General features: G+C 39.3%; 4 protein-coding genes. All 4 read left to right on the top strand.

The features are described 5' to 3' along the window. Positions 1–276 precede the first annotated feature (276 nt). The 4 genes from carB (at position 277) to QM923_RS04165 (ending at position 16,886) form a co-directional block, all read left to right on the top strand. Complete coding sequence (gene carB / locus QM923_RS04180; RefSeq protein WP_414290983.1) at positions 277–3,453, top strand: carbamoyl-phosphate synthase large subunit; 3,177 nt, start codon at positions 277–279, stop codon at positions 3,451–3,453. Positions 3,454–3,841: 388 nt separating this feature from the next. Further along, positions 3,842–12,679, top strand: a complete 8,838-nt coding sequence (locus QM923_RS04175; RefSeq protein ID WP_414290982.1) for an SspB-related isopeptide-forming adhesin — start codon at positions 3,842–3,844, stop codon at positions 12,677–12,679. A 211-nt stretch (positions 12,680–12,890) separates the two neighbouring features. Next, positions 12,891–13,598, top strand: coding sequence for a glucosamine-6-phosphate deaminase (locus QM923_RS04170; RefSeq protein ID WP_414290981.1), 708 nt, complete (start codon positions 12,891–12,893; stop codon positions 13,596–13,598). A gap of 288 nt (positions 13,599–13,886) precedes the next feature. Then, the gene (locus QM923_RS04165; RefSeq protein ID WP_414290980.1) at positions 13,887–16,886 is read left to right on the top strand and encodes a Spy0128 family protein; all 3,000 of its coding nucleotides are present in this window, start codon (positions 13,887–13,889) and stop codon (positions 16,884–16,886) included. Positions 16,887–16,930: the final 44 nt, after the last annotated feature.

Genomic DNA, 16,930 nt, shown 5'->3' with positions numbered 1-16,930 from the left:
AGGCAGGTCGTTTCTTTTAGTCGCTATATGGCGAACTAAAAACTCCCTGCACTAGATTTTTTACCGAAAATGATCGTTTCGCTAAAAAATTGTCGGAGAATTTATTTAATGGCAATCGGAGAGTTGCCGAATAGAAAGGAGAAGGGTGGTCCGTATTTGCTGAACTGAATATGGGCTACGGACGGTGCTAAAAAGATAGTTATTCCTAGAACTAACAGTTCTTCGTCATAACTCCTATTTTAGCTTTGTCCGCTTGACGCCCTTAATATCTTATAAATGCCTAAACGTACTGATATTCAAAAAATTATGGTGATTGGTTCTGGTCCGATTATTATTGGTCAGGCTGCTGAGTTTGACTATGCTGGAACCCAGGCCTGCTTGTCTTTGAAAGAAGAAGGGTATGAGGTTGTCTTGGTAAACTCAAACCCTGCAACCATCATGACGGATAAAGAGATTGCAGATAAGGTCTACATCGAACCGATTACACTTGAGTTCGTGACTCGTATTCTCCGTAAGGAACGTCCAGATGCCTTGCTTCCAACTCTTGGAGGTCAAACAGGGCTTAATATGGCCATGGAATTGTCAAAAAATGGTATCTTGGATGAGCTTGGAGTAGAACTTCTCGGGACTAAACTGTCTGCCATCGACCAAGCGGAGGACCGAGATCTCTTTAAACAATTGATGGAAGAACTCAAGCAACCAATTCCAGAATCAGAAATTGTCAACACAGTTGAGGGAGCAGTTGCCTTTGCAGCAACTATTGGCTACCCAGTTATCGTCCGCCCAGCTTTTACCCTAGGTGGTACTGGTGGTGGTATGTGTGCCAATGAGGAAGAATTACGTGAAATTGCTGAAAATGGTTTGAAATTGTCACCTGTTACCCAGTGTTTGATTGAACGTTCCATTGCCGGTTTCAAGGAAATCGAGTATGAAGTCATGCGTGACTCAGCTGATAATGCCCTTGTTGTTTGTAACATGGAAAACTTTGACCCAGTCGGGATTCATACAGGGGATTCCATCGTATTTGCCCCAGCGCAAACCATGTCCGACTATGAAAACCAAATGCTTCGTGATGCTAGTTTGAGCATTATCCGCGCTCTCAAGATTGAAGGCGGATGTAACGTTCAGCTTGCGCTTGATCCACACAGCTTTAAGTACTATGTCATCGAAGTAAATCCTCGTGTATCTCGTTCTTCAGCCCTTGCTTCTAAGGCAACTGGTTACCCAATCGCCAAATTGGCGGCTAAAATTGCTGTAGGGTTGACCTTGGATGAAGTTATTAACCCAGTTACAGGTTCAACCTATGCTATGTTTGAACCAGCCCTTGACTATGTGGTGGCTAAGATTCCACGTTTCCCATTTGACAAGTTTGAAAAAGGGGAACGTCGTCTTGGTACCCAGATGAAGGCGACTGGAGAAGTTATGGCCATCGGTCGAAACATCGAGGAATCTCTCCTTAAAGCTTGTCGCTCTCTAGAAATTGGTGTCCATCACAATGAAATGCCTGAGCTTGCAGATGTTTCAGATGATGCCTTGATTGAAAAAGTTGTCAAGGCTCAAGATGACCGTCTCTTCTACGTATCAGAAGCTATTCGTCGTGGTTATACACCAGAAGAGATTGCTGACTTGACTAAGATTGATATCTTCTACCTTGATAAACTCTTACATATCTTTGAGATTGAACAAGAATTGGGAGCACATCCTCAGGATGTCGATGTCCTAAAAACAGCAAAACTCAATGGTTTCTCAGATCGTAAAATCGCAGAACTTTGGGGAACTACAGCTGATCAAGTTCGACAACTTCGTTTAGAAAATAAGATTGTCCCAGTTTACAAGATGGTAGATACTTGTGCCGCAGAATTTGAATCAGAAACTCCGTACTTCTACTCAACATATGGATGGGAAAATGAGTCTATCAAGTCTGATAAGGAATCTGTACTTGTCCTAGGTTCTGGTCCAATCCGTATCGGTCAAGGGGTTGAGTTTGACTACGCAACAGTTCACTCTGTTAAGGCAATTCAGGCTGCTGGCTACGAAGCTATCATTATGAACTCAAACCCAGAGACAGTTTCAACAGACTTCTCTGTATCTGATAAACTCTACTTTGAACCATTGACTTTTGAAGATGTGATGAATGTCATCGACTTAGAGCAACCAAAAGGTGTTATCGTTCAGTTCGGTGGTCAAACAGCTATCAACCTAGCTGAGCCATTAGCAAAAGCTGGTGTGACTATCCTTGGTACTCAAGTTGCTGACTTGGACCGTGCGGAAGACCGTGACCTCTTCGAGCAAGCCCTCAAAGACTTGGATATTCCACAACCTCCTGGACAAACAGCAACTAATGAAGAAGAAGCAGTACTTGCTGCACGTAAAATTGGTTTCCCAGTTCTCGTTCGTCCTTCATATGTTTTGGGTGGACGTGCTATGGAAATCGTTGAGAATGAAGATGATCTTCGTTCTTACATGCGTACTGCGGTTAAGGCAAGTCCAGACCACCCTGTTCTTGTTGACTCTTATATCGTCGGACAAGAGTGTGAAGTGGATGCCATCTCAGACGGACAAAATGTCCTCATCCCTGGTATCATGGAGCATATCGAACGCGCTGGTGTCCACTCAGGTGACTCCATGGCGGTTTATCCTCCTCAAACTTTGTCGCAAAAAGTGCAGGAAACAATTGCAGACTACACTAAACGCCTAGCGATTGGCCTCAACTGTCTTGGGATGATGAACATTCAGTTTGTTATCAAGGATGAGAAAGTATACGTCATTGAAGTAAACCCTCGTGCCAGTCGTACCGTTCCATTCCTTTCTAAAGTAACCAATATCCCTATGGCACAGGTAGCGACTAAGTTAATTCTTGGTCAAAGTCTTGAAGAGCTTGGTTACCAAGATGGACTTTACCCAGAAAGTAGTCGCGTTCATATCAAGGCACCAGTATTCTCCTTTACCAAGCTAGCTAAGGTAGACAGCCTGCTTGGACCTGAAATGAAGTCAACAGGGGAAGTTATGGGTTCTGATACCACTCTTGAAAAAGCTCTCTACAAGGCCTTTGAAGCTTCTTATCTTCACTTGCCAACCTTTGGTAATGTTGTCTTCACTATCGCAGATGATGCAAAAGAAGAAGCACTAGATTTGGCTCGTCGTTTCCAAAATATTGGCTACGGAATCCTTGCTACTGAAGGAACTGCAAAGTTCTTTGCAAGTCATGGATTGCAGGCTCAACTCGTTGGAAAGATTGGTGATGATGAACACGATATCCCAAGCTACGTCCGTAAAGGAAAAATTCAAGCAATCATCAACACAGTTGGTACCAAACGGACAGCTGATGAAGATGGTGAACAAATCAGACGTTCAGCAATTGAACATGGAGTTCCTCTATTTACAGCTCTAGACACAGCAGATGCGATGTTAAAAGTATTAGAAAGCAGAAGTTTTGTCACAGAGGCAATTTAATGAAAAAGGTTCTCTTTTGAGAACCTTTTTATTACAATAATATAAATTTAGTTATGAAAATCACATTCATAAGTTAAAAAAGAATTACAAATATAATTTAAAAATAAAAATATAGTATAACTTTATTTCTAGACAATTAATAAATCCAATGAAATAAGTAGTGTAGACTTAAAAACACAAAAAAAAATAATATAAAAACTAAAATTGATAGAAAAGCAAAAAGTAAACGTTTTCAGGAGCACATAATTCTTTGAACTATTTAAATTCTTATGATAAGATGGAGATGCTAAAGAGCTTAGAAAAAATTTGTATTTAAAAACCAAAAATCTTAAAACATCAAATTTTTTCTGATTAATAGTAAAAATATTAAAAAGGAGAACTTATCCATATGATAAGAAAAGAACAACAACGCTTCTCTTTGCGTAAATATAAGGTTGGTGTTGCATCAGTCTTTTTAGGAACAACTCTTAGCTTCATGATGGCTAATGGAGCCACAGCATTGGCGTCCGAGCTTCCGGCACAGCCAGTTACCGAAGAGAAAACTGAATTGGTAAATACGGGTGATTCTAGTGGGGAATTATCAAATAAGGATGTGGAAACTACTGAAGTAGTAGCTGAAGCTAAGGAAGAAGTCGCTGAATCTCAACCGACGGAAACTACTAATGTAGCAGAAGGTCAAGCTGCGCCAGAAGTAAAAGAAGAAATAAAGCCAGAAACTACTGAAGTAAAGTCTGAAGCTGCAACTTCAGAAAAACCTGCTACAGAAACTATCAAAGCTTCTGAAAGAAAGGAAGAAGTAAAACCAGCTGTTTCAGAAGGTGATATGCCTAAGGTTCGCAGTCGTCGTGCAGCAGAAGACCACAATAACGAGCCGGTTTCCGTAGAAACTTACCTTAAAAATGGTGAAACCACGACTCCAGACATGACAGACCCAAATGGGGCAACTGTTAATTCTCAAACAGTTCCAGCTGGCTATGAAAGAAAAGAAGGAGATCTTTATACATACAGTATTGTCGAACTAACTGAGTTTAATAAACGTTACAATACAAATTACTACTCTCGTTCATACAAGAAATTTGATGATTCTACTGAAACAACTGTCGAATTAATTGATAAGAATACTGGTAATGTAGTAGAAACTAGAACGATTACTGCTTCAAGTGGAGTTCAAAGCTTTACGACAACTAAGGCTGCCTCTAATGGGGAGCTTACTTATCAAGTTGATTATAATAAAGGTGTTGCTGCTAGTAAGGCTGAAGCACCTCAACCCTTCCTTCAATATGGTTTTGAAGTTGGTGCAAGTATCCAAGCTTTAGTCGCTCCTGGTCACAACCTTACTCCAGATGAGCAAAAATTATACGATGCAGTTTATAAAGCTCGTACTTCAACAGATATTATTAACATTGTAGAACCAGCTTATAATGGACGTACCATTACAGATACAAACAGTAAAATTCCTGGATTTGTTAAAAAAACAACCTACTATCGAGTAGTTGACAAAAACAATGCGACATTTAACGCTAATAAAACAGATAAAACTGTTCAAGACTACGTGCCAAATGGTAATGAGGTAGATTTAGCTAAGTACACAACTAAAGCTATGGAAGGACAACATTTCACAGCTTCAGGTGAGCGCCAATTTGATGGTTATAAACTTTATCAAACAGCAGATCCGGATACCACATCTGGTTATGTCAGTCGTCCTTACAAAGTTGGTACGAAATTTATGGACGCTGAGCGCGCGGGAATTAAACGTATTAAAGAAATCGTAGACGAAGATGGTTCGGTAGTCGTTCGAGTTTATCTTTTAGATCCAAAACAACAAAGCAAACGTTCTGATGGTACCTTGGAAACAGATGGCTACATGTTACTAGCAGAAACCAAACCGATTAAACCGGGAAAAGCAAATACCGAAGATTTGGTAGTTAAGAAGTCTCCACTTTATACTATTCCTTTCACAGATAGTAAAGGTGTAAACTATCCAAACGGTAAAGAAATTCCATTTGACTTCCAAAAAGCTGGTGGCTACACGCCTAAGAAGACTGTATTTGTACCATTCTTAGGAGACAAAATCGGTCACCTTTCTCCGAACGAACAATTGATTCGTGGAGTATATGGTATTGGTACAAACGTTGACTTATTAAACTCTTTAACACCTTATAAACAACCGATTTACTACTATGTAAAACGCAAACCAGCTAAAGTTACACCAGAATTCGAAAAAGAGCTTGCTGGACGTGTATTAACAGATGGAGAATTTAGCTTCAAGTTAACAGAGGAAAAGAGTACTCCTGATAAACATGAAGAAACAGTCACAAACAAAAATGGCAAGGCTACATTTAGTGAATTATCATTTAGCAATCCTGGTACCTATAAATATAAGATTACAGAGTTAAAAGGTTCTGATGCAAACGTTGACTACGATGCGATGACAGTTACAATGACAGTTACGGTAACTGAAAAAAATGCAGTGGGTGATCTCGAAGCTACAGTTAAGTATGATTCAGAAGGTGGATTTAGTGCAGATGCTAATGACAAAATCTTTAACAACTATGTAGTTTCACCAGTAGTTACTAAGTTTGATTTTACGAAGAAACTCGCAGGCCGTAAACTTAAGGAAGGTGAATTTAGCTTTGTCCTGAAGAATGCAGCAGGTGAAGAAGTTGAAACTGTTAAAAATAAAGAAGACGGTACTGTTACCTTCTCAGAATTATCATTCGATAATACAAAAGTTGGTACCCATACTTATACAGTAGAAGAGGTTATCCCAGCTACTAAAGAATTAGGAATGACTTATGACACCATGAAAGCAACGCTTACTGTGGAAGTTGCAAAAAATGGACATACCCTAACAACTGTAACAAATGTCAGCTCAGCAGGTGGTGTGAATGAAAATGGAGAATCAACAGATGGAACGGAAGATAAAGAGTTTAACAATAAACTAACTCCTCCAGAGACACCAGAATTCCAACCTGAAAAATTTGTCCTCAGCAAAGAAAAATATGATCTCACTGGTGAGAAATTGCTAGATGATGATAATGAACTAACAGACGAATATGGTGAGACAAATGCTAATCCATATGCTGATACTGCTAAATACAATGAAGTAGAAAATATTAATACCAAGACTGTTGAACGTGGTTCAAAACTTGTTTATCAAGTTTGGTTGGATACAACTAAATTTACTGATAAAAACAATGTCCAATATGTAGGTGTTTCAGATAAATATGATGCTGACAAACTTACAGTTGAGTCTTCTTCAATTAAAGCTTACGATGGTAAAACTGGTGTTGATGTAACTGATAAATTTGATATTACAGTTGAAAATGGTACTATTAGTGCGACATCTAAGAAGAAATTTGTCAATGCTGATAATGTCATTGATACAACTGAATTTGAATTTGGAAGATATTATAAGTTTGATATCCCAGCTACAGTCAAAGAAAATGTTGCAGCAGGAGCTGATATCGAAAACACTGCCAACCAAATCGTTCACGTTTATAATCCGGTAAGTAAAACAGTTGAGAAACCAGAAAAACCTACTCAAAAACGTGTAAATACTGTACCAATTACAGTTGATCTCAAGTTTACTAAGAAGTTGGAAGGTCGTACTCTAGCTGCTGGTGAATTTAGCTTTGTTCTTAAGAAAGACAATGTTGCAGTTGAAACTGTTAAGAATGATGCAGAAGGTAAGATTACCTTTAAGACACTTAAGTTTGGTAAAGATGATCTTGGTAAGACTTACAACTACACAGTAGAAGAAACTCCTGGTACAGATGCAACTGTCAAATACGACACAATGGTTGCTACTGTTAAAGTGGTTGTTTCACACGATGGTACAGCGAAAGCCATCGTTGCCAACGTCACAGACGCTGCTGATAAAGAGTTCAACAATACAGTCACTCCTCCAGAAGAACCTAAGTTCCAACCAGAGAAATACGTTGTTTCCAAAGAAAAATACGATATCACTGGTGACAAGCTCGTTGATGATGATAAAGAGTTGGCAGACAAGTACGCAGATACAAATGCGAACCCATATGCGGACAATACCATCAATAATGAAGTGGAAAACTTAAATACTAAGACTGTTGAACGTGGATCAAAATTAGTTTACCAAGTATGGTTGGATACAACTAAATTCGACGCAGCTAACAAGGACAACATCCAATCAGTAGGAATCTCAGATGACTACGATGAAACTAAGTTAGAACTTGATTCTACTAAGATCAAAGCTTATGACTCAGTAACAGGCGCAGAAGTAACTGATAAATTCGATATAACTGTGAACAACGGTGTGATTACTGCGACACTTAAAGCTGGCTTCACGAAGTCACTTGGCGATGCGGAAAACACTCAAGTGATCGATACAACTAAGTTCGCCTTCGGACGTTACTACAAGTTCGACATCCCAACAACAGTGAAAGCTGATGTGGCAGGTGGTGTGGATATCGAAAATACTGCGGCTCAAGTAGTCAACTACTACAACCCAACAACTAAAAAAGTTGAAAAACCTGAAAAACCAACTGAAAAACGCGTAAACAACGTACCAATTCAAATTGAACTTGACTTCAAGAAAGCTCTTGCAGGTCGTCAATTGAAAGCTAACGAGTTTACTTTCCAATTGTTAGACGATGATGAATTCAATGTTCTTGAAACAGCAACCAATGATAAGGATGGTAAGGTTAAATTCACTAGCCTTAAGTACACAAACAATGATATCGGTGTTTACCGTTACAAAGTAGTAGAAGTTGCTGGTACAGACTCAACCGTTACATATGACAATATGAAAGCTGTTGTAACAGTCACTGTTTCTCATGATGGTACGGCTAAAGCTTTAGTTGCTAAGGTCGGAGATATTGCCGATAAAGAGTTCAATAACACTGTGACTCCACCAGAAGAACCTAAGTTCCAGCCTGAAAAATATGTTGTAAACACAGAGAAATTCGATATCACAGGAAACAAACTTGTTGACGATGATAAAGAATTAACTGACAAATACGCAGAAACCAACGCTAACCCATACTCAGATAAGACTGACAACAACGAAGCTCAAAACTTGAATACGAAGACTGTGAAACCAGGCGATAAATTGGTTTACCAAGTATGGTTAGATACAACTAAATTTGATGCAGCTAACAAGGACAACATCCAAACAGTTGGTATCTCAGATAACTATGATGAAGCTAAATTAAATCTTAATAAAGCTGACATCAAAGCCTATGACTCTGTAACAGGCGCAGAAGTAACTGATAAATTCGATATAACTGTGAACAACGGTGTGATTACTGCAACCCTTAAAGATGGCTTCACGAAATCACTTGGCGATGCGGAAAACACACAAGTCATCGACACAACTAAATTCGCCTTCGGACGTTACTACAAGTTCGACATCCCAACAACAGTGAAAGCTGATGTACCTGGTGGTGTAGATATCGAAAATACTGCGGCTCAAGTTGTAAACTACTACAACCCAACCACTAAGAAAGTTGAAAAACCTGAAAAACCAACTGAAAAACGTGTAAACAACGTTCCAGTTGAAGTGGAATTTAACTTCACTAAACGTTTGGAAGGCCGTGAGTTGAAGGCTGGTGAGTTCAGCTTCGTATTGAAAGATTCTAAAGGTACTGAAATCGAAACAGTTCAGAACGACAAAGATGGTAAGGTGAAATTCGCTAAACTTGAATTCACTAAAGCCCAAGTTGGAACTCATAAGTACACTGTAGAAGAAGTAGCTGGAACAGATGGAACAGTCACTTACGATACAATGAGAGCCGAGATCACAGTAGAAGTTAAATACGATGGTACAGCTAAAGCACTTGTGAAGACAGTGACTGATGCTCCAGATAAAGAGTTCAACAACACTGTGACTCCTCCAGAAGAACCTAAGTTCCAACCAGAGAAATACGTTGTAACTGAAGAGAAATACTCAATTACTGATAACAAGCTTCTTGATGATGATTCTGAGTTGGCAGACAAGTACGGAGATACTAATAAAGATCCATACGCAGATAAGACTGACAACAACGAAGCAGAAAACTTGAATACCAAGACTGTTAAACGTGGCGATAAATTGGTTTACCAAGTATGGTTGGATACAACTGAGTTCGACGCTAACAACAAGGATAACATCCAATCAGTAAGTATCTCTGATGACTTCGATGAAACGAAGGTTGATGTAGATGCATCCGCAATCAAGGCTTATGATTCAGTAACTGGTGATGATGTGACTGACAAGTTCGACATTAAGGTTGAAAATGGTGTTATGACCGCAACCCTTAAAGCTGGCTTCACGAAGTCACTTGGAGATGCAGAAAATACTCAAATCATCGACACCACTAAATTCGCATTTGGACGCTACTATAAATTTGATATCCCAACAACAGTTAAGGAAGATGTAGCTGCTGGCGCAGATATCGAAAATACAGCAGCGCAAATTGTAAACTACTACAACCCAACTACCAAGAAAGTTGAAAAACCAGAAAAACCAACTGAAAAACGTGTCAACTCAGTTCCAATTGAAGTCGAATTCAACTTCACTAAGAAATTGGAAGGCCGTGAGTTGAAAGCTGGTGAGTTCAGCTTCGTATTGAAAGACTCTAAAGGTACTGAAATCGAAACAGTTCAGAACGATAAAGATGGTAAGGTGAAATTCGCTAAACTTGAATTCACTAAAGCCCAAGTCGGAACACATAAGTACACTGTAGAAGAAGTAGCTGGAACAGATGCGACAGTCACTTACGATACCATGAAAGCTGAGATCACAGTAGAAGTCAAATACGATGGAACGGCTAAAGCGCTTGTGAAGACATTAACTGACGCTCCAGATAAAGAGTTCAATAACACTGTGACTCCACCAGAAGAGCCTAAGTTCCAACCAGAGAAATACGTTGTAACTGAAGAGAAATACGACATTACAGGCGACAAGCTTCTCGATGATGATTCTGAGTTGGCAGACAAGTACGGAGATACCAATAAAGATCCATACGCAGATAAGACCGACAACAACGAAGCAGAAAACTTGAATACCAAGACTGTTAAACGTGGTTCTAAATTGGTTTACCAAGTATGGTTGGATACAACTAAGTTCGACGCAGCTAACAAGGATAACATCCAATCAGTAAGTATTTCTGATGACTTCGATGAAACTAAGGTTAATGTAGATGCTTCAGCTATCAAGGCTTACGATTCAGTAACTGGCGCTGATGTGACTGACAAGTTTGACATCAAGGTTGAAAATGGTGTCATGATCGCAACTCTTAAAGCTGGCTTCACGAAGTCACTTGGCGATTCGGAAAACACTCAGATTATCGACACAACTAAGTTCGCCTTTGGACGTTACTATAAATTCGATATTCCAGCTACTGTTAAAACAGACGTTGAAGGTGGAGTAGACATCGAAAACACAGCAGCGCAAATTGTAAACTACTACAACCCATCTACGAAGAAAGTTGAGAAACCAGAAAAACCAACTGAAAAACGTGTGAACTCAGTTCCAATTGAAGTCGAATTTAACTTCACTAAGAAACTCGAAGGCCGTGAATTGAAAGCTGGCGAGTTTAGCTTCGTGTTGAAAGACTCTAAAGGTACTGAAATCGAAACAGTTCAGAACGACAAAGATGGTAAGGTGAAATTCGCTAAACTTGAATTCACTAAAGCCCAAGTTGGAACTCATAAGTACACTGTGGAAGAAGTTAAAGGTTCTGACGTTACAGTCACTTACGACTCTATGAAGGCTGAGATCACAGTAGAAGTTAAATACGATGGTACAGCTAAAGTCCTTGTTAAGAAAGTGACTGACGCTCCAGATACAGAGTTCAACAACACTGTGACACCTCCAGAAACTCCTGAGTTTAACCCACAGAAATACATTCTCAACGAAGAGAAATTTGATATTACTGGAACTAAACTTCTGGATGATGATAAAGAGTTGACTGATAAAGTAGCTGATACCAACAAAGATCCATATGCGGATAAAGTTGATAACAACGAAGCACAAAATATCAATACTCAAACACTCCATAAAGGTGATAAGGTTGTTTACCAAGTATGGTTGGATACAACTAAATTTACAGAAGCTCACAATATTCAATCTGTTGGAATTACAGATAAATATGACAGTGAAAACTTGGATGTTAATGTAGCTGATATTAAAGCTTACGATTCAATAACTGGTGAAGATGTAACAGCTAAGTTTGATATCTCAATTGTGGATGGTGTTATTACTGCTACATCTAAAGCTGATTTGACTAAGTCACTTGGAGATGCAGAGAATACACAAGTAATCGACACTGCTAAATTAGCATTTGGACGTTACTACAAATTTGATATTCTTGCACGAATCAAGGATAGCGCTAAGGAAGGTGTAGATATTGAAAATACAGCTTCTCAAATCGTTCACCAATACGATCCAACTAAGAAGTCAGTTGAAAAACCAGAAAAACCAACTGAAAAACGTGTTGTTAATATTCCAGTGAAAGTTGAATTCAACTTCACGAAGAAATTGGAAGGTCGTGCGTTGAAAGCTGGTGAATTCAGCTTCGTATTGAAAGACAAAGATGGTAACGTGATTGAAACCGTAAGCAATGATGCTGAAGGTAAGATCAAGTTCTCAGCTCTTGAATTCAAACGTGGTGAAGAAGGCACCCATATCTATTATGTAGAAGAAGTGAAAGGTACAGAGACTGGAGTTGAGTACGATAAGATGGTAGCGACTGTTGGAGTTACTGTAACTAAGGATGGTAAAGTGTTGACCCTTACTTCACAAATGCCGGAAGACACTGAGTTTAACAACAAGGTGACACCGCCAACACCGCCAACACCACCAACACCACCAACACCGCCAACACCACCAACACCACCAACACCACCAACACCACCAACACCACCAACACCGCCAACGCCGCCAACACCGCCAACACCGCCAACACCGCCAACACCACCAACACCACCAACACCGCCAACACCGCCAATACCACCAACACCACCAACACCGCCAACACCGCCAACACCGCCAACACCACCAACACCACCAACACCACCAACACCACCAACACCGCCGGTAACACCACCGACACCGCCGGTAACGCCACCAACCCCAGAAACACCTAAGGAAGGTGAATTACCAAATACTGGTGAAAAATCAACTACAGTTGTTGCGGCTATTGGTGCAGTTCTTGGACTATTTGGTCTTGGGTTGGTTACCAAGCGTAAAGAAGATGAAGTTTAAACGAATACCTTTTAAGATTGGTTAAGTTTCTGATTCTTATTCAAGAAAATGGAGAGGGCTTAATTGCTCTCTCTTTTTTGATTCATTCATTCTTTCTATTTCATTATGGATTCAAGTAAATAAAATCTCTTCTTAAAAAAATAAACCGTTTTCACTTGACAAAAATTGGTCTATACCATATAATGAAATAAAGAAATATGGAGGAACAATTATGAAGGTTATTCAAGTGAAAAATCCTGAAGAAGGTGGAAAAGTAGCTTTTGAAATTTTAAAAGAAAAGTTAGCAAACGGTGCTAAAACACTGGGTCTTGCGACAGGAAGCAGCCCTCTCGAGTTTTATCAACAAATCGTTGAGAGTGACCTTGATTTTTCAAGCCTAACAAGTGTGAACCTAGATGAATACGTAGGGCTAGATGGAGATAACCCTCAATCTTACCGTTACTTCATGCAAGAACATCTATTTAATAAAAAGCCATTTAAGGAAAGCTTTTTACCTCGTGGTGTCAAAGATAATGCAGAAGAAGAAGTAGAACGCTATAATCAAATTCTTGCTGCTCATCCAGTTGATTTGCAAATTTTGGGAATTGGTCGAAATGGTCACATCGGCTTTAATGAACCAGGAACTCCATTTGATAGTCAAACCCATCTTGTAAATCTTGATCAGTCTACTATTGAAGCAAATGCTCGCTTCTTTGATAAGATTGAAGATGTCCCAACACAGGCTATCTCAATGGGCATTAAGAACATTTTAGATGCTAAGTCTATCCTTCTATTTGCTTATGGAGAGTCAAAAGCAGAAGCTATCGCTGGAACTGTTGAAGGTCCTGTGACAGAAAGTCTTCCAGCAAGTAGTTTACAAAACCATCCAGATGTAACTATTATTGCGGATGCTGGAGCACTTAGTTTATTAAAGGAATAGTTCTCATAAAAACGAAAACCATTCGAAAATTTTCGAATGGTTTATAAATTTACACTATCAAAGATTTGAATTATCGCTCTTTTTATGTTTCGTAATTTCAAAAAAATGTATGCTATAAAAGCAAGAATTCTAAAAATTTCAAAAATTTAAGATTTTAGCAAAAGCATGTTAAATTAAGGGGGTTTCGCCCTCGATTTCTTTGACTTTAAGACTGAATTATAGTACTATAATGTTGAGTTGGTTAATAATTCAATATATTCAAAAAATAAGGAAAGAAGGAAATATTTAATGGTGAAAAAGTTAAAGAGAAAGCCGTTTTTAATATTTTTTGTATCAGTTCTGACCTTCTTGAGCGCGTTCTTCTTATCAACCAATGTCGCTTATGCAGATGGGAAAGAATTAACGGGTGTAGTAACTGATATAAGTGTCCTCAACATGTCGGATTCCAAATTGGAACCGAATGCAGACGGTACTTATCAGATTATTACCAATCGTTCAAATCAGTTCTTTGTTCAATTTGATCTCAAGCAATATGATGGTAAATTGGCCAATGGCGATTACTTTGATGTAGATATTCCTACACCGGTAACTGTCTATAATGGAACAACTGAATTATTCGATAAGGGAACAAAAGTTAATATCGGTACAGTAGTTGTTACTGCTAATGGTGATAACCAAGGTGGTAAGGCACGTGTTACTTTGAAGAACCTTGATGAGTTCCAAGCTAAAACAGGCGGGGATATCGTTAAGGGTGTGAAAGGAAATTATGCAATTACTTTCTTGTTCAAGAGTGACCAAACAGCAACTCCATTAACTTTCGAAAATAAAGGTGTTGGTAAAACAATCACACATACCTTTACTTCTAAAACAGTTGACAGCAAGCAAGAAGGTTTCGAAAACTATGCTAAGGTCGGTAACGACGTAGTAAGTAAGGAATGGACTTCAGAAAAATTAGCTGCAATTGGTTCAGTAGGTAAAGGAGACATATACTCTCCATGGAGAATCCGTGTCAATACAGGAAGACAAGACTATGGTAAAAACCTAGTTCTTAATGACTTTCTTCCAAATACAGCTGAGTTTGCTCCTATCCAGTATATCCCTGAGTCATTGGTAGTTTATTCTTCAGCTACATTGAACGATGGTACTTCTCAAGTTCCGTCTGATGCTAAGAAGATGGTAGAAGGTACTGACTATACTGTAGCTTGGAATGAGAACTATACTCAGTTCAACCTTATCTTTGCAGATGGATCTAAATCATACTGGGTTGAGTACCATACAACTACACCTGGTGACGGTAGAAAAGTTCAAAACGTTATCCAGTTGACTACAGCAGATGGAACTGCACTTACTCAACGTAGTAATCGTACAAACTTAGATTTTCAAGCTGAACGTGTATCTCTTGTAAAAGGACAAATCGAAGCTTCTACAGCCTTCAAGATTAAGATCAACAAGACAAATGCCTTCACATTGGTTCCAGTTGCAGGCGCAGTTTATACTGTTAAGTCAGAAGACGGAACTATCTCTAGAGAATTGACTACAAATGAAAAAGGTGAGGCAATCTCCGATGAGTTTGATCAGAAATATGTCGGTAAGACATTTATCATCAAAGAGAAAACAGCTCCTGCTGGATATACTCTTGATGAAAAAGAATACAAGGTAACTCTTGGAGCTGAAGGTTCTAAGATTAACATTCAAGACGAACCAATCGCAGCTGATTTCTCAATTACTGCTAAGAAAGTCATTGCTGGAAATCGTCCAGTAGCTTTGAAAGATGGTGAGTTCAAGTTTGATTTGTACAATGCAAACAACTTGACTACTCCAATTGCTTCAACAACAAACAAAGCAGATGGAAGCATCACATTTGAAGGTTTGAAAGCTAAAGGTCCTGGTACCTACAACTATGTCATCAAAGAAAATACTGAAACAAAAATTCCTGGTATCACATTTGATGAAAACTCATACGAAGTAACAGTCGTTGTTAAAGCTGAAGGTGGAACACTTAAAGCTGAGGTTACAACTCAAGCACCTACATTAACAAATACATATGAGCCATCACCTGCTCGTGCTACATTCAAAGCAACTAAAGAATTAGTTGGTAAAGAACTTGCTAAAGAACAATTTGAGTTTGAATTGAGCGAAGGTGGTAACGTCATTGCAACGTCTTCAAATGGTAAGACAGTCAATGGTGTCGAAGCAGCAACAAATGAAGTAGTCTTCTCAGTTCTCTACACTGAAGCAGGAGACCACGAATATACAATTACAGAAAAAGCTGGTACAGAAGAAGGAGTTACATACTCTAAAGAAAGCTATACAGTTCATGTTAAAGTTGTAGATAATGGCGAAGGTAAACTAGTTGCAACTGTTAAAGAAGCTGATGAAGTTCGTAAGTTCACAAACACTTATGTGACTACAACCACAACTACAACCACAACTACAACCACAACTACAACCACAACTACAACCACAACGACAGAAGAGCCAACGACTACTTCAACGACAACAACGACAGAAGAGCCAACGACTACTTCAGAAGAGCCAACGACTAGTTCAACAACTTCAACAACAGAAGAGTCAACGACTACTTCAACAACGACAACGACAGAAGAGCCACCGACTACTTCAACAACGACAACGACAGAAGAGCCACCGACTACTTCAACAACGACAACGACAGAAGAGCCACCGACTACTTCAACAACGACAACGACAGAAGAGCCACCGACTACTTCAACGACAACAACGACAGAAGAGCCACCGACTACTTCAACAACGATAACCACAGAAGAGCCAAGCACTACTTCAACAACGACAACGACAGAAGAGCCACCGACTAGTTCAACAACGACAATGACAGAAGAGCCACCGACTACTTCAACAACGACAACGACAGAAGAGCCACCGACTACTTCAACGACAACAACGACAGAAGAGCCACCGACTACTTCAACAACGATAACCACAGAAGAGCCAAGCACTACTTCAACAACGACAACGACAGAAGAGCCAACGACTAGTTCAACAACGACAATGACAGAAGAGCCACCGACTACTTCAACAACGACAATGACAGAAGAGCCACCGACTACTTCAACAACGACAACGACAGAAGAGCCACCGACTACTTCAACAACGACAACTACTTCAAAACCAGATGTTCCTGGTACGACTACAACTGAGGAAAAACCAAAACTTCCAAATACTGGGGAGTCTACTAGTTTAGCACTAGTTATTGCAGGTGTTGTGGTGTTTGCAAGTGCTCTAGTTCTGAAAAAGAATTCTTCTAAATAATTGATTTAGAACAACTATAATTTTTAAAAGAGGGCTCTAATGTC

The organism is Streptococcus infantis, assembly GCF_047463275.1.
GTDB classification, from domain to species: Bacteria; Bacillota; Bacilli; order Lactobacillales; family Streptococcaceae; genus Streptococcus; species Streptococcus infantis_AF.
The sequence above is the reverse complement of the archived record's forward strand: the minus strand, read 5'-3'. Positions and strand labels throughout refer to the sequence as shown.